The following is a 17,501-nucleotide window of genomic DNA, read 5'->3' as shown; positions in this document are numbered from 1 at the left end:
CCGGAGCAGTACCGGTGAAGGCTGGACCTGCCGATTCCGGTGTCCCGGGCCAGGGCCTCGTAACTGACGCCCCTCCGTTCCTTGAGCGCCCGCAGGACCGTTACCGCGCTCCACACACGCGTGCCGCCGGTGTAACGCGAGCATGCTCTCCTCGTAGTGGCCGAGCAGCCGTAGTGACCGAGCAGCGGCCGGGAAGGCTGAGAAGTCGGTAAGAGCATCGGGGAAGGAGCGCGGGCCGGGAATGCTCGCGCTCCGCACCACGTTGTGGAGTACGAACACGAGGAGGAGCGGTCACTGTGCTTGATCCGCAGGGTTTGTACGCATGGGAGCCGAAGGGCCTGGCTGTCGTCGACATGGCGCTCGCCCAGGAATCGGCCGGCCTTGTCATGCTCTACCACTTCGACGGATACATCGACGCGGGCGAGACCGGCGACCAGATCGTCGACCGGCTGCTCGACTCGCTGCCCCACCAGGTCGTCGCCCGCTTCGACCACGACCGGCTCGTGGACTACCGGGCCAGGCGTCCGCTGCTGACCTTCAAGCGCGACCGCTGGGACGACTACGAGGAGCCCACGCTGGACGTGCGGCTCGTCCAGGACGCCACCGGCGCGCCCTTCCTGCTGCTGTCCGGCCCCGAGCCGGACGTCGAGTGGGAGCGCTTCGCGGCGGCCGTCCAGCAGATCGTGGAACGGCTGGGCGTGCGCCTGTCCGTGAGTTTCCACGGCATCCCCATGGGCATTCCGCACACGCGGCCCGTGGGCCTCACCCCGCACGGCAACCGCAACGATCTCATTCCCGGGCACCGCAGCCCCTTCGACGAGGCCCAGGTCCCCGGCAGCGCCGAGTCGCTCGTCGAGTACCGCCTCATGGAAGCCGGCCACGACGTCCTGGGCGTCGCCGCGCACGTGCCGCACTACATCGCCCGGTCCCCGTACCCGGACGCCGCGCTGACCGTCCTGGAGTCGATCACGGCCGCGACCGGCCTGGTCCTGCCCGGCATCGCGCACGCCCTGCGCACCGAGGCGCACCGCACCCAGACCGAGATCGACCGGCAGATCCAGGAGGGCGACGAGGAACTCGTCGCGCTCGTCCAGGGACTTGAGCACCAGTACGACGCCGCCGCGGGCGCCGAGACGCGGGGCAACATGCTCGCCGAGCCCATCGACATCCCGTCCGCCGACGAGATCGGGCTCGAATTCGAGAAGTTCCTCGCGGAACGGGAAGGCGAGGGCTGACCACGCCACCGGCGGAGCGCTTAGGCTTTCGGTCATGCTGAAAGTGGGCCTGACCGGCGGAATCGGCGCCGGCAAGAGCGAGGTGTCGCGGCTGCTCGTGGAGTGCGGCGCCGTGCTGATCGACGCCGACAGGATCGCGCGGGAGGTCGTCGCGCCCGGAACCGCCGGGCTGGCGGCGGTCGTTGACGCCTTCGGCAAGCACGTGCTCGCCGAGGACGGCAGCCTGGACCGGCCCAAGCTCGGCTCGATCGTCTTCGCCGACGCCGAGAAGCTCGCCGTGCTCAACTCGATCGTGCACCCCTTGGTCGGCGCCCGCTCCCGCGAACTCGAAGAAGCCGCCGCCGAGGACTCCGTGGTCGTGCACGACGTGCCGCTGCTCGCCGAGAACGGCCTCGCACGGCTCTACGACCTCGTGATCGTGGTCGACGCCGCCCCCGAGACCCAACTCGACCGGCTCGTGCGGCTGCGCGGCATGACCGAGGAGGACGCCCGCGCCCGCATGGCCGCCCAGGCCACCCGCGAGAAGCGCCTGGAGATCGCGGACATCGTCATCGACAACGACGTACCCCTCGAAGCACTGGAGCGGCGCGTACGGGACGTGTGGGCGGACCTCGTCCGGCGGGCGCGCGGGTAGCAACCGACGGGCAGGGAAGCAACCTACGGGGAGTGGGGCAGCGCGTGCGGGGAAGACGACCTTGGAATAGTGGCCCCCTTCGGGGCGTTGACTCCCCGTAGTGAGGGAAGGACTCTGCCGTGCCCGAGACCAGCGGATTCGCCGGACGTACTCCGGAGACGCATGTCATCGACTTCCGTGCCGCCGAGCAGTTGCTGGCCGCACGGGATCCGCGGGGCGCGGTGAAGCTGCTCGACTCGGTCATCGCCGCGCACCCGGAGAACACGGCGGCACGGCTGCTGCGCGCCCGTGCCTTCTTCGCCGCCGCGCAACTGCGGCCCGCCGAGCTGGAGTTCACCATCGTGCTGGAGCGCGAACCGGACAACGCGTTCGCGCACTTCGCGCTCGCCCGCACCTACGAGCGCTCCGGCCGACCCGACCAGGCGATACGTCACTTCCGGCTCGCGGCGGCGCTGGACCCGCAGCCGGAGTACCTGGCCGCGGCCCGCTTCGACTCCTAGCCGCGGCCGGCGAACAAGCCCCTAGACGCGGTGCTCCGGTGGCCGGTACGGCGGGACATCGGGGCCCGGCTGATAGTGGGGCCCCTGGCGGATGTGCTTGAGGATCATCGCCAGGTCGACGGTGACGACCAGCCACAGCACTCCGCAGGCGATCGCCCAGCCGGGCCGCCCGACCAGGGCGAAAGCGGCGGTTCCCACGATCGCCCAGACCAGCCCCCACACACTGAGCCACAGCCGCACACGGAGTGCACTGCGTGCAGTCCTAGGTTCACTGCCCGTACGCATCGGGATCACTACTCCTATGAGAAAAACGTACTCTTCGTGGTGCACGTTCACCAAGGGCACCAAGGCAAGGGCACCAAGGGCGGACGAACGGGGAGCGGCTGTGCTGCTGGAGGCACTGCGGGCGGACGAGAGGCTCGCCGGATGGCTGAGGGACCTGGAGAGCGAGGACAGCCGCCAGGGCGAGGGTGGGGGCAGGAGCGGGGGTGAGGGCCCGGGTGCGGGCGGCCCACGGGCGGAGGCCGTCCTGCCGGACGAACTCGCACTGCCGGACGTACTGCTCGACCTGTCCGTGCCGCACGAGGCCCTCAACGAACTGGTGGCGCTGCGCGCACAGTTGGCGGCGGATCCGGAGGCGATGACACTGCTGGCGCGGTGTGTCGACCGGTTCGTACGCGACATGGGGGAGATCGGCAAAGGGTGGGAGCCGCCGGCGTTCCCGGAGTCCACGGGAGCGCTGGGCCGCACCTTCCATGTGTTCGTCTTCATCGCCGCGCTGCCGTATGTGCGCGCCTACCACCGGGACCGGGGCATTCCGGCGGCCGTGTCCCGGCGCACCCTCGCCGACCTGGGACGGCACATCGCCGTGCACCGGCGCCGGTTCGGCACGTCCGGGCTGCCGGCGCCGTGGTGGATCGCCCTGCACTTCCACGGGGAGCTGTACCAGCTGGGGCGGCTGCAGTTCCAGCGCTCTCGGCTCGGCGGGCGAACGGGACAGGAGGCCGCGACCGCCGGTCTCGACACGGGCCCCGGCGAGCTCTGCCTCAGCCTGCACATCACCGACTTCCGAGGACCCCTGTCACCGGCGGCCTGCGACCATTCGCTGGACCTGGCCCGCGAGTTCTTCGCCCGCCACTACCCCGACGAGCGCTACAAGGTGGCCGTCTGCCACTCCTGGCTGCTCGACCCGCAGCTGAAGCGGTATCTGCCGGCGGACTCCAACATCATCCGCTTCCAGGAACGGTTCCACCTCGCGCACGACGAGACGAAGGCGGACGACAAGGGCCCCGTCGGCTTCGTGTTCGGCGACCCGGAGCTGCCGTCGGCGGGGCTGCCGCGGCGCACCGCGGTCGAGCGGGCGGTCGGGGATCATCTGCGGGCGGGCGGTCACTGGTACGGCGGGTATGGCTGGTTCGCGCTGTAGCCGGATCGCGTCGCGGCTGGGCTGAGCCCTGACCGGCCCCAACTCGTCGGCACCGTGGGTGAATTCGTCCGTAACTCGAACGGGTGATCTGGTCGAGGGTGGGAACGGGGCGGCGGGCACGGGCCGTTGGATTGGCATGAGGATCGAAATGCGTGAGGGATACGAGGGGGCGGGGCCAGGCGCCATCACACCGGACGGCTGCGCGGTGGAGCTGTACGCGCGCCTGCCCATCGGGGACGAGCCGGACATCATCGCCGGGGCCGTACCGGCGGGGGCGCACATCCTCGAACTGGGCAGCGGAGTGGGCCGGATGACCCATCCCCTCCTGGAGCGGGGCTTCACGGTGACGGCCGTGGACGAGTCGGCCGAGATGCTGGAGCGGGTGCGGGGGGCGCGCAAGATATGTGGCCCCGTCGAAAGGCTCGACCTGGGGGAGAAGTTCGACGTGGTGATGCTCGCGTCGTTCCTCGTGCACGCCGGGGACGTCGACGTGCGACGCGGGATGCTGGACGCGTGCCGGAGCCATGTCGCGGACGACGGGTGCGTGCTGATCCAGCGCGAGGGGGAGGACTACCACACGAACCTGCCGCGCGAGCGAACAGATCCGAGCGGGTTCACGCTGCGCATGCTGTCGGCGGAGCCGGTGGGGGACGGGGTGAACTCGGTGCGGGCGGAGTATGTCTTTCCGGATGCCACCTGGACGCAGACGTTTCTCGCCCGGCCGCTCACCAAGGAGCAGTTCGAGGAGGCGCTGGGGGAGGCGGGGCTGAGGGTCGACCGGTATCTGACGGAGGACGGAGTGTGGGTGCGGGCGGTGCCTGTGGGGGAGTGAGACTGGACCAGGGGGCGGCGATGGTGAGGCGATGAGTTTCGGGTGTCGGGGCGGTCTACCTCCGTGACAGCAACGCGAACCGCTTCACCCAGGAGACCCTCATGTCCGAGACCGCCGCTTCCGTCACCGCCGCCGCTGCCGTCCGCTCCGGCACCGTCGTCGCCGAGTCCGCGACTGCCCGTGGCCGTCGTGCCCGCCTCGCCCTGCGTGGTCTGCAGGTGCTGCTCGCCCTCTTCTACGTGATCGCCAGCGCGCTGCCCAAGTTGATCGCGCACTCGTCGGCCGCCGAGTCCTTCGACGAGATCGGCTGGGGCAGCGCGGGGATGTACACCATCGGCCTGCTCGAACTGGCCGGCGGCGTCGCGCTGCTGATCCCGGTGCTGTCGTCCGTGGCGGCGGTGTCGCTGAGCGCGCTGATGGTGGGGGCGTTCATCACGCAGATCGCCGTCTTCGACGGGGAGTACGCGGCGACCCCGCTCATCCTGATCGTGCCGCTCGCGCTGATCGCCTGGGCGCGGCGCGGGCACAACGCGGAGCTGCTGAGGCTTGTACGACGACGGTCCTGAGCGCACACGGGCTCACGGGCTCATGGGCGCGCACGCGCTCATGAGCCCGCACGGCGTCTGGCAGGCGCCGGCTGGCAACCCGAGGTACTGCTGGACGCCTGGACGCCCGGACACCCGGCCGCCGTGCGGTGCCGCGCCGTGCGGTGCCCGTCCGGAGGATGGCCCCTGCGGGAGCCACCCGAGGGATCGCCCCCTGCGGGAGCCACCCGAGGCTCTGGGCCTCGCGGGAGGCTGCCGTGCGGTGTCGTGTCGGGGGTCAGGCCGTCATGGGCACGGTGGGTCCGCGCGCTGCCCTCAGTGTGCGTCCGGGTCGCCGTCAGGTGTGCTCAGGCCGCGTAGGCGTTCCATCTCGCGGCGGTCGCGCTTGGTCGGGCGGCCCGCGCCCCGGTCGCGGATGCCTGCCGGGGCGACGGCCTCGCGGGGCGGGGGCGGCGGGCTGTTGTCGACGAAGCACTCGGCGGCGACCGCGGGGCCGACGCGTTTGCGGATCACCCGCTTCACGACGACGATCCGCTCCCGGCCGGCATGCCGGAGCCGGACCTCGTCGCCGACGCGGACGGCGTACGCGGGCTTGACGCGTTCGCCGTTCACCCGGACGTGGCCTCCACGGCAGGCGGTGGCGCCCATCGAGCGGGTCTTCACGAGGCGTACGGACCAGATCCAGCTGTCGACGCGCACGGTCTCACCGTTCGAGGGCGCGGCCGCCTTCGGGATGGCCACGGCATCGGCGGGGCCGTCCGGGCCGGTCCGGCCGTCGGGGCCGGATCCGGATCCGGTCGTGGTGTTCCGCGCGTCGGACTGGTCACGTTCACCCGCCCTGTCACCCGTGGGGCCCGGTCCGTCGCCGCCGCGGTCGCCGCCATCGCCGTCGCTCACGCGCTTCGCCCCGTTCCCCCTGAGTTCCTGAGTCCCTGAAGCCATGCTCCGACCTTAGTCCTCGGGCTTACTCCTCGGGCCGGTCCTCACCCAGGCATACCGTGGGGGCATGGAGCGGGAGCGCGGTCTGGCCGGGTTGGACGAGCGGATCTCCGGATGCCGGGCCTGCCCACGGCTCGTCGGATGGCGGGAGGAGGTGGCCCGGACGAAGCGGGCCGCCTTCGAGGACTGGACGTACTGGGGCCGCCCGGTGCCCGGATTCGGGCCGCCGGACGCTTCGCTGCTGGTGGTCGGGCTCGCGCCCGCGGCGCACGGCGGGAACCGGACCGGGCGGATGTTCACGGGGGACCGGTCCGGCGACGTGCTGTTCGCGGCGCTGCACGACGTCGGCCTGGCCTCGCAGCCCACGTCCGTGAGCGCCGACGACGGGCTGACCCTCCACGGCGTACGCGTCACCTCGCCCGTGCACTGCGCGCCGCCCGCCAACAAGCCGACGCCCGAGGAGCGGAACACCTGCCGGCCCTGGCTGGTGAGCGAGCTGACGCTGCTCAGGCCCACCCTGCGCTCGGTCGTGGTGCTCGGCGCCTTCGGCTGGCAGGCCGCGCTGCCCGCGTTCACCGAGGCGGGGTGGACGGTCCCCCGGCCCCGGCCGGGCTTCGCGCACGGGACGCGGGTCGCCCTGGAGAGCGCGGAGGGGCAGCCGCTCGACCTCTTCGGATGCTTCCACGTCAGCCAGCGCAACACCTTCACCGGGCGGCTGACCCCCGCGATGCTGCGGGACGTGCTTAGTGAGGCGGCGGTGGCGGCCGGGTTGCCCACCAAGTCGTAGGAGGCGGCGGGAGGTTCGAGAGGTTCGGGAGGTTGGAGAAGACAGGGCGCCCACCGGGTCGTACGCGGGAAATCGGGCTGCCGACGGCCCCGTACGCCGGTTAGGGTCGCGCGAATGGGCCTGTATCCGGAGATCGAACCGTACGACCAAGGCATGCTCGACGTGGGGGACGGCAACCACGTGTACTGGGAGGTCTGCGGCAATCCGCTGGGCAAGCCCGCGGTGGTGCTGCACGGCGGGCCCGGTTCGGGGAGCAGTCCCGGCTTCCGGCGCTACTTCGACCCGGCCGCGTACCGGATCGTCCTGCTGGACCAGCGCGGCTGCGGGCGGTCCACCCCGCACGCGAGCGCGTACGCCACCGACATGAGCGTCAACACGACGGCGCACATCATGGCCGACCTGGAGCTGCTGCGGCGGCACCTGGGGATCGAGCGGTGGCTCGTGTGGGGCGTCTCGTGGGGATCGGTGCTCGGGCTGCGGTACGCGCAGACGCACCCCGGCGTCGTCTCCGAACTGGTGCTCACCGCGGTCGCCACCGGCGCCGACCGGGAGGTGGCCCTGATGACCAGAGGGCTCGGGCAGTTCTTCCCCGAGGCCTTTGAGCGGTTTCTCGCGGAGTTGCCCGAGGACGAGCGCGACGGCAACCCGGCGGCCGCGTACAACCGGCTGATCGAGTCGCCCGACCCGGAGGTGCGGAGGCGGGCGGCGCGGGCCTGGACCGACTGGGAGACGGCCATGGCGCCCGCCCCGCCGCGTTCCGTTCCGCGCTACGAGGACCCGGTGTTCCGCATGGGCTTCGCCCGTACGGTCACCCACTACTGGGGCAACGACCACTTCCTCGGCGAGGGGAACAAGGACGGCGTGGTCCTGCGCGACGCTCCGCTGCTGAAGGGCATCCCCGGCACCCTCGTCCAGGGCAGCCTCGACCCCGGCAACCTCCTCGGCACCGTCTGGCGCCTCCAGCAGGCTTGGCCGGGCAGCGAGTTGGTGCTCATCGACGAGGTCGGGCACAACGCGGGTGCGCCGGGCATGGCGGACGCGCTGGTCCTGGCCACCGACAGGTACGCGGCCCGTTAGACGGGCCCCGGCGGCACGCTCGACCCGTTAGACGGGCCCAGCGGCACGCCCGCCATCGGCGTCAGCTTCGGCTTCGGCTTCGGCGAACAAGTGTCGTACCGTCGACCGGTAGTTGGTCTGCACGTGGGTGAGGGCGTGGGCGCGGGCGCGTGCCGGGTCGCCGGAGGCGATCGCCTCGTACAACTCGCGGTGTTCCACTAGGAGTTGGGGCCACTCCTCGTTCCGTCGCGTCATCCAGCGCAGGCGTCCGGCGACCGGCTCCAGAGCGGCGATCAGCAGGCTGTTTTTCGCCATCGCGACGATGCGGTCGTGGAGGCGGCTGTTGACGTCGGTGATCGTCTCCGCGTCCATGGCCCGGGTCGCGACGGCCGCGCGGTCGAGCAGTTCCTCGACCTCCGCCAGGTCCTGGGGTGTCGCCCGTGCCGCGGCCAGGCCTGCCGCGTACACCTCCAACGCCTCGCGCAGCTCGAAGAGTTCCGCGACGTCCGTCGGGGTCAGCCGGCGGACGACCGTGCGGCGCGGGGTCTCGAAGTGCACGAAGCCCTCGACGACGAGCGCGCGGATCGCCTCGCGGACCGGGACGCGGGAGACCCCGAAGCGGTCGGCCAGCTCGCGCTCGACCAGCCGGTCGCCGGGCCGCAGCCGCCCCGAGATGATCTCCTGCCGCAGCGAGGCGAGGACCCGCTCGCGTACCGCCCCCAGCGGTTCCACCGTTGTCATGGGTCCATCCTCGCCGAACCCGGCACTGTTTTACCGAGTCGTAACCGCACGGACATGGCCAGATGTCGTCGGCAGCGGGACCATGACCGAAGTTTGGTATACCAAAGTTCGCCCAACCGCTTCCCGCAGTCCTCCCGCCGTCCCCTCGCTCATGGAGGCCCCGTGTCCCTCGCCGACCCGGCCGAAGCCACCGGCACGCCAGTGTTCGTCCCCGACCCCCGGCTCACCAACGAAGACCTCGCGCCCGCGGGCAAGCGCAACTGGAAGGTCTTCGACCTCTTCGCCATGTGGATGTCCGACGTCCACAACCTGGGCAACTACACGTTCGCGGCGGGCCTGCTGGTCCTCGGCATGAACGTCTGGCAGATCTTCACGTCGCTGCTCGTCGGCTTCGTGCTCATCTACGTCGGCATGAACTGGATGGGCAAGATCGGGCAGCGCCACGGCGTGCCCTTCCCCGTCGTCAGCCGCATCAGCTTCGGCGTCTGGGGCGCCAACATCCCGGCCCTCATCAGGGCCGTCATCGCCATCATGTGGTACGGCATCCAGACCTACCTGGCCTCCGTCGCCGTCAACATCATGCTGCTCGCGGCCTGGCCGGGCCTGGAGTCCTGGACGCACCACTCCTTCGTCGGCCTCGACGCGCTCGGCTGGGTGTCGTTCCTCTCGCTGTGGCTGGTCCAGGCGCTGATCATCAGTCAGGGCATGGAATCCGTACGGAAGTTCCAGGACTTCTGCGGCCCGGCCATCTGGCTCGTGATGATCGCCCTCGCCATCTGGATCCTCGCCAAGGCCGGCTGGACCATCTCGCTCACCTCCACGCCCAACCCGGTCTCCGTGGGCGAGCAGTGGCGGCAGTGGTTCGGTGCCATCGGGCTGATCCTCGCCACGTACGGCACCCTGATGCTCAACTTCTGCGACTTCTCGCGGTTCGCGCCCAGCTACAAGACCGTCAAGCGCGGCAACTTCTGGGGCCTGCCCATCAACTCGACCGCCTTCGTGATCGTGTCGGTCATCGTCACGGCCGGTTCCATCGAGGTGTTCGGCGAGGCCATCACCGACCCCGCGCACCTCGTCGCCGAGATCGGCAACAAATGGGTCCTGATCCTGGGCGCGCTGACCTTCGCCATCGCCACCATGGGCGTCAACATCGTCGCCAACTTCGTCTCGCCCGCGTACGACCTGGCCAACGTCTGGCCGCAGAAGATCACCTTCAAGGTCGGCGGCATGATCAGCACGGTCGCCGCGCTGCTCGTGACCCCCTGGAACCTCTTCTCCAACCCCACCGTCGTCAACTACTTCCTCGGCGGCCTCGGCGCCTTCCTCGGCCCGCTGTTCGGCGTGATCATGCTCGACTACTTCTGGGTCAAGCGCGGTCGCATCGACGTGGACGAGCTCTTCAACGCCCGGCCCGGATCGCGCTACTACTACAAGAAGGGCGTCAACCCCAAGGCCCTGTGGGCGTTCCTGCCCGCGGCCGCGGTCGCGGCGGTGCTCGCGCTGGTGAAGGCCTTCAGCGACGTGGCCCCGTACTCGTGGTTCATCGGAACGGCACTGGCCGCCGGACTGTACGCGCTGCTGTGCCGCTCCGAGCGGGCACCGGCCGAGCCCGGACCGGCTCTGGCCGGGCAGCCGACGGAGGGCTGAGCGTGCGGATCGTCGTCACCAACTGCAACACGACGCAGGAGATGACCGAGGACATCGTGCGAGGTGCCCGGGCCGCCGCAGGCCCGGGCACCACCGTGACCGGGCTCACCCCCGCGTGGGGGCCCGAGTCCGCGGAGGGCTGGCTCGACAGCTACCTCTCGGCGGCAGCCGTCCTCGACACCCTGCGGACGTACGACGGCCCGTACGACGCCGTCGTCATGGCCGGGTTCGGGGAACACGGGCGCGAGGGCGTACGGGAACTCGTGGACGTACCCGTCGTCGACATCACCGAGGCCGCCGCTCACCTCGCGTGTCTGCTCGGCCGGCGGTACGGCGTCATCACCACGCTGGAACGCTCGCGCGGGCAGATCGAGGACAGCCTGTACGCGGCGGGAGTGGCCCAGAACTGCGCCGCCGTGGTGGGTACAGGGCTCGGTGTCCTCGAACTCGGCGAACTCGGCGAAGTCGGCGACGCGGATCGCACGGAGGTGGCCTTCGTGGCCGCCGCCGAGCGGGCGCGGGACGCCGGGGCGGAGGTGCTCGTGCTCGGCTGCGCCGGGATGACCGGGCTGCGGCGGGTGGTGAGCGTGGTGGAGGACAAGCTGGGGCTGCCGGTCGTCGACGGGGTCGCGGCGGCGGTCAAGCTGGCCGAGTCCCTGGTGTCCCTCGGGCTCACGACGAGCCGGGTGGGCAGTTATGCGAAGCCGCTGCCGAAGCGGCGGACTTGGGGGCCACCGGGTGCGCCGGCTGCGCTGGGGCCGAGCGGGGAGCCACAGGTTCGCTGAGTGGCGGAGGCCGGGCGCGTGGGTGCCCGGCGATCGGGGGCGCGTGCGGGGTTCGGCTCGTAGCCTGCGGTCGCCGTGGGCCGGGCGCGAGGTTCCCCGTGCCCCCGAAGGGCCGCGGCCGAGCGATGGGGTACGTGAGCACCTCGGAGGATCGGGTCGCTGAATCGGCGGCCCTCCGTCGGAGTGGTTCTGCGTGTCCTGGCGGCGGCGGGCGGGGCGGTGGGGTGTGGGTGACCGCAGACTCCGGGGGAGAGGGGCCGGAGTGTGCGGTGGCGCCTCGCGGACTAGCGGACCAGTCGCCGCCGTTGCCCCCGGCGGTGGGAACGGAGTCGGTCGTGCCCGTATCTGTTGGTGCCCGGGTTGGCGCCCGGGTTGGTGTCCGTCTTCGGGTGGTGGCTGCCGCGCTTGCCGCCTTGGCGGTCGTGGGGTGGGCCGAGGCTTCGGGAGCGGGCGCGTCCGTGGGAGTGGGTGCCGGGGGTGTGAGGTTTGCGGGTGCGGGTGCGGGTGCGGGTGCGGGTGCGGGTCGGGGTACGGGTACGGGTACGGGTACGGGTGCGAGTGCCGAGGGCGTCGGCTTGGCTGGACGCGGAGAGCGGCACGGCGGGGCGCACGCCGACCTCGGGCCCTTTTGGATCGACCCCGAGTCCCGTGCCGCCGGGCAGGCCGCCGAGTGGCGTCGTACGGGGCGCACCGCCGACGCCCTGCTCATGGACCGGATCGCCGCCCGCCCCCAGGCCGAGTGGCTGAACGACCCCGGACCTCGCACGATGGTGCGGGCCCGCACCACGGCCGCCGCGCGTGAGGGCCGTACCGCCGTACTCGTCGCGTACTACATCCCGCACCGCGACTGCGGGTCCTACTCGGGTGGCGGAGCCCTGAGCGCGGCGGGCTACCGGCAGTGGGTCGACGAGTTCGCAGCGGGGCTCGGCGACCGGGGTGCGTACGTGATCGTCGAACCGGATGCTGTGGCGCAGGTGGTGGCGGGCTGTGCCCGGGTGGTGGCCAAGGAGCGGTACGCGCTGCTGGCGTACGCCGTGGACCGGTTCAAGCGGCAGCCGGGTACCCGGGTCTACCTCGACGCGGGCAACTCCGCCTGGATCCCGGACACTTCGCGGCTCGTCGAGCCGCTGAAGCAGGCGGGCGTCGCCCGTGCCGACGGTTTCGCCCTCAATGTCTCCAACTTCCAGACGGACATGGTCAGTTCGGCGTACGGGGGCCAACTGTCCACAGCCCTCGGCGGCAAGCACTTCGTGATCGACAGCAGCCGCAACGGCAACGGCCCCTACATGGGCACGGGCACAGGTACGGGTCTTACGGGCACGGATTCCTGGTGCAATCCGCCGGGCCGGGCCCTCGGTACCCCGCCCACGGTCGAGACCGGCGTGCCCCTCCTCGACGCCTATCTGTGGATCAAGCGGCCCGGCGAGTCCGACGGCACCTGCCGGGGCGGACCGGCCGCCGGCCAGTGGTGGCCGTCGTACGCACTGGAGCTGGCCCGGAACGCCCGTGGCTGAACGGGGGCGGGGATCAGGACATCAGGCATCAGGACATCAGGGCTTCATTCGGGCAAGGGGCCGTCGTCGATGAGACGGTCGTCGAGGTGGGCGCCGAAGTGGTCCGCCTGCCGGGCCATGATGTCCCGCATGGACGTACCGCGCGGGACGCCGTACACCGTGCCCGGGAAGTCCAACTCCCTCTGAACTGCCCATAGTTCGTCGTGCTGCCCGGGCGCGAAGAGCCGCGCTTCCGGGGTGCCGGCGGCGATCCATCCGATGGGGACGACCGTGCCGGGCGGCAGGATCGAGTTGGCGTGCAGCACGCTGTTGATCCGCAGCTCCGAACCGGCGCCCGCGACGGCTCCGGGGAAGACGGAGGCCCCGGTGGCCACGAAGACCTCGTCCTCGATCCGGGCGCCGTTGATGTGCGCGTGCGGACCGATGAGCACGGCGTCTCCGATGATCGCGGGGTGCTCTCGCCGTCCCCGTACGAGGGCGTTCTCCATGACGACGACGTCCGCGCCGGTCCGCACCTCACCGTCCTCCGCCGTGAGTACGGCGCCGTGCAGCACCCGGGCGCGCTCGCCGAGGGTGACCGCACCGCAGAGGACGGCCGTCGGAGCGACGTATGCGGAGGCCGGGACGACGGGCCGCTGCCCACGGTGTTCGATCAGCATGGGACGACTCTAGGGCCCTAGTCCTGGCCCGAGCCGGGCTCCGGGACCACAGCCGTCGCCGTGATCTCCACCAGCTGGCCGGTGTAGCCGAGGCAGGCGACACCGAGGAGGGTGGACGAGTGAGGGCCGGTGCTGAGTCCGGAGGCCTCCACGACGTCCCAGACCTGGGAGAGCACGGCGGGGTCACTGCTCACCACGTACACGTCGGTGTACGCCACCTGCGCCAAGTCGCTCCCGACCGCCTGTAGTTGCTCGCCCAGGTTGGCGATCACCTGCTCGGCCTGGCGTACCGGGTCGCCCGCGCCGACGAGCTTTCCTTCGGCGTCGAGAGGGACGGACCCGGCGAGGAAGGCGAGGCGCGTGCCCGCCTCGACGACGGAGGCGTGGGAGTAGGTGGGCGGTGCGGAGAGAGTGGGGACGGTGACGCGCTTCAGCATGGATGGCCTCCCGTGGACCGGCGGGCGGGGACCGAGGCGCCCCTGCCGATGACTGCCGATGATGCGGGTCCCGGCGGTGGAGCCGCATCCGAATATCTCCGCGGGAGGTGCGGGTCCGGTGGCCCACTTGTCACTTGTCACTTGACCGGACCCGCACCCGTCCGACCTGCACCCATCGGACCCGCCCCCATCGGACCTGCACGCATCAGCCTCGGCCCGTATTGGCTTTCGCCCGTCGTCACCTCGCGCTGAACTGCGCCGTCCCCAGCGTCGCGAACCACTCCCGTATCTGCTTCTCGTCGTCCGTCGCCGCGAGCGAGAGGAGCAGCAGCAACCGGGCCTTCTGCGGGCTCAGATCCTCCGCGCCTATGACACCGGTGGTACCGGACGAGCCGTACACCGCTCCCGATCCGGTCCGGGTGGTCGACGCGAAGGTCACTCCCTTCTTCACCGCCTCGGTCCGCGCCGTCGACATCGCGGGCGATATACCGCCGGCGCCCGTACCCGCCGTGACGATGCCCTCGGCCCCCGCGTCCGCGAACGCCTTGAGGGCCTCACCGCCCGCGTCCTGGTACGAGTAGGCGATCTCCACCTTCGGCAGCGGCTCGGTCTCCGTCCCCTTCCCCGTTATCCGGTCCAGGTCGAAGGGCGTACGCCAGCCCGCCTTGCCGCACTTCTGGACGCGGGCCGGCGCTCGGTTGAGCCGGATGTTGTCCTGGTCGATGACGCCGAGTTCCCCGGAGGGGCCGCTCTCGAAGGTGTCCATGCGCAGGGCGTTGGTCTTGCGGACCTCCCGGGCCGCCTGGATCTGGTCGTTGAGCATGAGGACCGTGCCGTAGCACTTCGTCTTGCGGCTCGCGGCGAGCTTGATGGCGTTGTAGAGGTTGGCGGGCGCGTCCGTGCCGATGACGGTCCACGGCCGCATCGACCCGGTGAGGACGACCGGCTTGTCGCTGCGCACGGTCAGGTCGAGCCAGTACGCGAACTCCTCCATCGTGTCCGTACCGGTGGTGACCACGACGGCGTCGCTCTTCTTCAGTGCGGCGTCGACGGAGGCGGTGAGCCTGCGGTAGTCCGCGATGGTGTAGCCGCTCGACCCCTTGTTCCCGAACTGCTCGGTCGTCACATCGGCTACCCCGTCGACCTCCGGCCGCAGCTCGTCGACCATTTTGGAGATCGCGAGCTGCCCCGCCCGGTAGTCCTGGAACGAGACCCGGTTCGTGCTGACCCCGGCGATGGTCCCGCCCGTACCGATCACCGCCACCTCGGGCAGATCCTTCTTCCCCTCGGCGTGGGCACTCGCGCCGGGCAGCGCGACTCCCGCGGCGACGGCGAACGAACAGAGCAGGGCGGCGGTACGGTGGGCGATTTTCACGATGGCACGGCTCCTGGCAGCTCGATGATCAGCGCTCGCCCGCCGACCGTAGGAAGCGGTGTTTTCCCCGGCGTTGCGCATACGTGTCAATCGCTGAGCGGGTGGTCCTGGCCCGACTGCCGGGCATGGCGGGCCCGTTCACCGGCGGGCGGCGGACCGAGCCGTTGGTCACGCGCCTGCCGCTCGCACTCCTCCGCGAGCCCCGGGTACGCCTCCGCGATGGCCGCGTAGATCCGTCGCCGCAACAGCGCCACGGCCCTGCTGCGCCCCAACTGCCCGCCGCGCCGGGGGAGTCCCTCCAGGAGTTCGTCGTAGTGGCTCAGCCGGTGTCGCAGGAAGTCGACCATCCAGTGGTCGAGTGAGGCGCGATCGGTGTCCTCCGCCGCCGGACGAACCCGGTGCTCGACGGATTCCCGGTGCTCGACGGCCCGTCGAGCCAACTTCCCGGTTTCCATCCGCGGTACGTCGATGGGCTGGGCCAGGATCCGGCCCAACACCTCCCGGCGCCGGTGCACGGCCTCCCGTCGCCGCCGGTCCAGGGACTCCCGCCCTCTGCGGTCCGCCGCCTTCCGAACCGCGCCCGACCGCCGTGCGGCGAACGCCGCCGCCGACCGGAACTCCGCACTCCGCTCGACGGCTTCGACCCGCTCGACGCGGTACATCCGGGTCCACGGCGCCGAACGAAAACGCGGATCCGGACCCAGCCGGTCGGGCACCCCCAACAACCGGCGCACTATCCCGTCGGTCCACCCCCGCGCCCGCAACCCGGCCGCCGAGACATGCGTACGGGCGGCTCCCGCCGAACGACCCCCCGTCGAACCTCGCGTCGTCATCACTACCTCCCCCATCGTGACGCTGCGTGACACCTCAATTGGTAACGCATGCCACTGACAATCGGCAGAAAGCCCGGTCGGCGGGGTGCGGGCGCCGAACGCGAACGCCGGGTGGAATTCACGGACGAGACGGACGGGAGATGTGGGGGAGGAGTGCATTCGGTGACTTTGCCGGGGGCGCAGAGAGAGCCGGTGACTCAAACCTCTATGCTCCGTTGAGTCTTCAAGCACGGCTGGGTGTGGGCCTCGTACGCCCTGCGGCCGTCAGGAACGACCCTGGAACACATAAAAGGATCCCCCATGACTGTTCCCCCCACCTCCTCCTCCCACCGCGCCCGGTCCCGCGTCACGCGGCGAGGGCTGATCGGCGCCGCGGGCGCCGTCGCGGCAGGCGCGGCGCTCACCCCCGTCGTGATGGCGAACACCGGCTCGGACTCCGCCGACGCCGAACCGGCCACGAACGGCGATCCGGCGGGTACGACCCCCGAGAACTTCCCCAAGACCCGTGCCAAGGCGGCCACGGGCGAGGCGCCCGTCGAGGCCGCCTTCCCCATCGGCTACGTGGGGCTGCGCTGGGCCGGCACCCGCGAGACCACCGGCGGCGGCATCCGGCTGACCGACGCCGACGGGGGCACGGGCGCCTGGAAGTCCCTGACCGGCGACGGCTGTTCGGACAGCAACGGCGGCGCGCTGCTCATCCCCGCCGACAAGGCCTCCGGTTACGAACTCAAGGCCCCCGACGGTGCCACGGGCCTGCGGTCCATGGCCATCGACACCACGCAGGGTCCGGCGCGCAAGGTGGCCGTTCCGACGGACACGACCCGGGTGCGCGGTGTCGCCTACCTGTCGCGCGCGGCCTGGGGTGCGGACGAGTCGCTGCGGTTCAAGGCGGACGGTACGGAGAACACGCCGACCGCGTACTACCCGTTCCAGACCCTCACGGTCCACCACACGGCCACCGTCAACGACGACCCGGACCCGGCCGCCACGATGCGTGCGATCTACCAGCTCCACGCGATCACCAACGACTGGGGCGACATCGGCTACCACTTCCTCATCGACGAGGCGGGCACCATCTACGAAGGCCGTTACTCGGGCGACGACGGCATCCCGGCCCATGACGCGGACGGCAAGCTCGTGACCGCCTTCCACGCGGCCGGCTTCAACTCGGGCAACCTCGGCATCGCCCTCCTCGGCACCCTGGTGGACCAGGGTCCGACCGACGCCGCCCGCCAGGCCCTCACCCGCCTGGTCCGCGTGCTGACCCGCTTTCACGGAGTCGACCCCAAGGCCCAGGTCACGTACACCAACCCGGTCAACGGCACCACGAAGGACGTCCCCGAGATCAGCGGCCACCGCGACTGGATGTCGACGGAGTGCCCGGGTGCGGTCATGTACGGCGAGCTCGCGACGCTGCGGGACGCGGTGGCGGGCTGACCGTTCTGTCCAGGGACGGGCGCCGCGGCGGGCGGGGGGGGGGCCGCGGGTTGTTGGGTTGGGGGGCGGTGGGTGTATTAGCGTTGTGAGATTGGTAGCGGACACGTGTGTAAAACCGT

Annotated in this window: 20 protein-coding genes; 12 read left to right on the top strand and 8 right to left on the bottom strand. The window is 71.1% G+C overall.

The window, feature by feature from the left end; all coding sequences use genetic code 11:
- Positions 1–218, bottom strand: a 218-nt coding sequence (locus AB0I18_RS47900; RefSeq protein WP_363112151.1) for a helix-turn-helix transcriptional regulator, incomplete at its 3' end; no start/stop codon positions are given.
- A 78-nt stretch (positions 219–296) separates the two neighbouring features.
- Here AB0I18_RS47900 and AB0I18_RS47895 point away from each other — a divergent pair.
- The 3 genes from AB0I18_RS47895 to AB0I18_RS47885 all read left to right on the top strand — a co-directional run bounded on the left by AB0I18_RS47895 (position 297) and on the right by AB0I18_RS47885 (position 2,369).
- On the top strand, positions 297–1,235 hold the full coding sequence (locus AB0I18_RS47895) for a PAC2 family protein (RefSeq protein WP_363112150.1): 939 nt from the start codon (positions 297–299) through the stop codon (positions 1,233–1,235).
- Between the two features lie 34 nt (positions 1,236–1,269).
- On the top strand, positions 1,270–1,869 hold the full coding sequence (gene coaE, locus AB0I18_RS47890; protein ID WP_363112149.1) for a dephospho-CoA kinase: 600 nt from the start codon (positions 1,270–1,272) through the stop codon (positions 1,867–1,869).
- Between the two features lie 119 nt (positions 1,870–1,988).
- Complete coding sequence (locus AB0I18_RS47885; RefSeq protein WP_363112148.1) at positions 1,989–2,369, top strand: tetratricopeptide repeat protein; 381 nt, start codon at positions 1,989–1,991, stop codon at positions 2,367–2,369.
- Between the two features lie 21 nt (positions 2,370–2,390).
- Here the strand turns inward: AB0I18_RS47885 and AB0I18_RS47880 are convergent, their stop codons facing one another.
- Positions 2,391–2,654 (bottom strand): DUF6343 family protein, encoded by a 264-nt coding sequence (locus AB0I18_RS47880; protein WP_363112147.1) that lies wholly within the window; start codon positions 2,652–2,654, stop codon positions 2,391–2,393.
- Positions 2,655–2,754: 100 nt separating this feature from the next.
- Here AB0I18_RS47880 and AB0I18_RS47875 point away from each other — a divergent pair, with 100 nt between their 5' ends.
- From AB0I18_RS47875 to AB0I18_RS47865, 3 genes are all read left to right on the top strand, one after another.
- Entirely contained in the window at positions 2,755–3,795 is a 1,041-nt protein-coding gene (locus tag AB0I18_RS47875) for an acyltransferase domain-containing protein (protein ID WP_363112152.1), read from the top strand.
- 148 nt (positions 3,796–3,943) lie between these two features.
- Positions 3,944–4,627 carry a class I SAM-dependent methyltransferase gene (locus tag AB0I18_RS47870; RefSeq protein ID WP_363112146.1) on the top strand — a complete coding sequence of 228 codons (684 nt, stop codon included), beginning with the start codon at positions 3,944–3,946 and terminating at the stop codon, positions 4,625–4,627.
- Between the two features lie 101 nt (positions 4,628–4,728).
- The gene (locus tag AB0I18_RS47865; RefSeq protein ID WP_363112145.1) at positions 4,729–5,193 is read left to right on the top strand and encodes a DoxX family protein; all 465 of its coding nucleotides are present in this window, start codon (positions 4,729–4,731) and stop codon (positions 5,191–5,193) included.
- 294 nt (positions 5,194–5,487) lie between these two features.
- Here AB0I18_RS47865 and AB0I18_RS47860 read toward each other — a convergent pair whose 3' ends face one another.
- Positions 5,488–6,114 carry an RNA-binding S4 domain-containing protein gene (locus AB0I18_RS47860; RefSeq protein WP_363112144.1) on the bottom strand — a complete coding sequence of 209 codons (627 nt, stop codon included), beginning with the start codon at positions 6,112–6,114 and terminating at the stop codon, positions 5,488–5,490.
- 64 nt (positions 6,115–6,178) lie between these two features.
- Between AB0I18_RS47860 and AB0I18_RS47855 the strand changes: the two genes are divergently transcribed.
- Both AB0I18_RS47855 and pip read left to right on the top strand, forming a co-directional pair.
- Positions 6,179–6,898, top strand: coding sequence for a uracil-DNA glycosylase (locus tag AB0I18_RS47855; protein WP_363112143.1), 720 nt, complete (start codon positions 6,179–6,181; stop codon positions 6,896–6,898).
- A 114-nt stretch (positions 6,899–7,012) separates the two neighbouring features.
- A complete protein-coding gene (gene pip, locus AB0I18_RS47850) occupies positions 7,013–7,975 on the top strand; it encodes a prolyl aminopeptidase (RefSeq protein WP_363112142.1) in 963 nt (320 codons plus the stop codon).
- 27 nt (positions 7,976–8,002) lie between these two features.
- Here pip and AB0I18_RS47845 read toward each other — a convergent pair whose 3' ends face one another.
- Entirely contained in the window at positions 8,003–8,695 is a 693-nt protein-coding gene (locus AB0I18_RS47845) for a GntR family transcriptional regulator (protein WP_363112141.1), read from the bottom strand.
- Between the two features lie 162 nt (positions 8,696–8,857).
- Between AB0I18_RS47845 and AB0I18_RS47840 the strand changes: the two genes are divergently transcribed.
- The 3 genes from AB0I18_RS47840 (at position 8,858) to AB0I18_RS47830 (ending at position 12,641) form a co-directional block, all read left to right on the top strand.
- Positions 8,858–10,342: an NCS1 family nucleobase:cation symporter-1 gene (locus AB0I18_RS47840; RefSeq protein ID WP_363112140.1), complete on the top strand. Its 1,485-nt coding sequence runs from the start codon at positions 8,858–8,860 to the stop codon at positions 10,340–10,342.
- A gap of 2 nt (positions 10,343–10,344) precedes the next feature.
- Positions 10,345–11,127 (top strand): aspartate/glutamate racemase family protein, encoded by a 783-nt coding sequence (locus tag AB0I18_RS47835; RefSeq protein ID WP_363112139.1) that lies wholly within the window; start codon positions 10,345–10,347, stop codon positions 11,125–11,127.
- A 575-nt stretch (positions 11,128–11,702) separates the two neighbouring features.
- Complete coding sequence (locus AB0I18_RS47830) at positions 11,703–12,641, top strand: glycoside hydrolase family 6 protein (RefSeq protein ID WP_363112138.1); 939 nt, start codon at positions 11,703–11,705, stop codon at positions 12,639–12,641.
- Between the two features lie 44 nt (positions 12,642–12,685).
- Here the strand turns inward: AB0I18_RS47830 and AB0I18_RS47825 are convergent, their stop codons facing one another.
- The 4 genes from AB0I18_RS47825 to AB0I18_RS47810 form a co-directional block, all read right to left on the bottom strand.
- On the bottom strand, positions 12,686–13,300 hold the full coding sequence (locus tag AB0I18_RS47825) for a gamma carbonic anhydrase family protein (RefSeq protein ID WP_363112137.1): 615 nt from the start codon (positions 13,298–13,300) through the stop codon (positions 12,686–12,688).
- A 17-nt stretch (positions 13,301–13,317) separates the two neighbouring features.
- Positions 13,318–13,737 (bottom strand): RidA family protein, encoded by a 420-nt coding sequence (locus AB0I18_RS47820; RefSeq protein ID WP_363112136.1) that lies wholly within the window; start codon positions 13,735–13,737, stop codon positions 13,318–13,320.
- 238 nt (positions 13,738–13,975) lie between these two features.
- Positions 13,976–15,112, bottom strand: coding sequence for an asparaginase (locus AB0I18_RS47815; RefSeq protein WP_363112135.1), 1,137 nt, complete (start codon positions 15,110–15,112; stop codon positions 13,976–13,978).
- An 86-nt stretch (positions 15,113–15,198) separates the two neighbouring features.
- On the bottom strand, positions 15,199–15,945 hold the full coding sequence (locus AB0I18_RS47810; RefSeq protein ID WP_363112134.1) for a hypothetical protein: 747 nt from the start codon (positions 15,943–15,945) through the stop codon (positions 15,199–15,201).
- A 300-nt stretch (positions 15,946–16,245) separates the two neighbouring features.
- Between AB0I18_RS47810 and AB0I18_RS47805 the strand changes: the two genes are divergently transcribed.
- A complete protein-coding gene (locus tag AB0I18_RS47805) occupies positions 16,246–17,382 on the top strand; it encodes a peptidoglycan recognition family protein (RefSeq protein ID WP_363112133.1) in 1,137 nt (378 codons plus the stop codon).
- Positions 17,383–17,501 lie beyond the last annotated feature (119 nt).

The sequence above is a fragment of the Streptomyces sp. NPDC050704 genome (assembly GCF_040654355.1).
In the GTDB taxonomy this organism is placed as follows: Bacteria; Actinomycetota; Actinomycetes; order Streptomycetales; family Streptomycetaceae; genus Streptomyces.
The sequence above is the reverse complement of the archived record's forward strand: the minus strand, read 5'-3'. Positions and strand labels throughout refer to the sequence as shown.

Excerpts from the sequence above, each read along its gene's own strand:
- coaE (WP_363112149.1), top strand. The coding sequence starts at position 1,270 with ATGCTGAAAGTGGGCCTGACCGGCGGAATCGGCGCCGGCAAGAGCGAG.
- AB0I18_RS47880 (WP_363112147.1), bottom strand. The coding sequence starts at position 2,654 with ATGCGTACGGGCAGTGAACCTAGGACTGCACGCAGTGCACTCCGTGTG.
- AB0I18_RS47870 (WP_363112146.1), top strand. The coding sequence starts at position 3,944 with ATGCGTGAGGGATACGAGGGGGCGGGGCCAGGCGCCATCACACCGGAC.
- AB0I18_RS47865 (WP_363112145.1), top strand. The coding sequence starts at position 4,729 with ATGTCCGAGACCGCCGCTTCCGTCACCGCCGCCGCTGCCGTCCGCTCC.
- AB0I18_RS47860 (WP_363112144.1), bottom strand. The coding sequence starts at position 6,114 with ATGGCTTCAGGGACTCAGGAACTCAGGGGGAACGGGGCGAAGCGCGTG.
- AB0I18_RS47855 (WP_363112143.1), top strand. The coding sequence starts at position 6,179 with ATGGAGCGGGAGCGCGGTCTGGCCGGGTTGGACGAGCGGATCTCCGGA.
- pip (WP_363112142.1), top strand. The coding sequence starts at position 7,013 with ATGGGCCTGTATCCGGAGATCGAACCGTACGACCAAGGCATGCTCGAC.
- AB0I18_RS47845 (WP_363112141.1), bottom strand. The coding sequence starts at position 8,695 with ATGACAACGGTGGAACCGCTGGGGGCGGTACGCGAGCGGGTCCTCGCC.
- AB0I18_RS47825 (WP_363112137.1), bottom strand. The coding sequence starts at position 13,300 with ATGCTGATCGAACACCGTGGGCAGCGGCCCGTCGTCCCGGCCTCCGCA.
- AB0I18_RS47820 (WP_363112136.1), bottom strand. The coding sequence starts at position 13,737 with ATGCTGAAGCGCGTCACCGTCCCCACTCTCTCCGCACCGCCCACCTAC.
- AB0I18_RS47810 (WP_363112134.1), bottom strand. The coding sequence starts at position 15,945 with ATGACGACGCGAGGTTCGACGGGGGGTCGTTCGGCGGGAGCCGCCCGT.
- AB0I18_RS47805 (WP_363112133.1), top strand. The coding sequence starts at position 16,246 with ATGACTGTTCCCCCCACCTCCTCCTCCCACCGCGCCCGGTCCCGCGTC.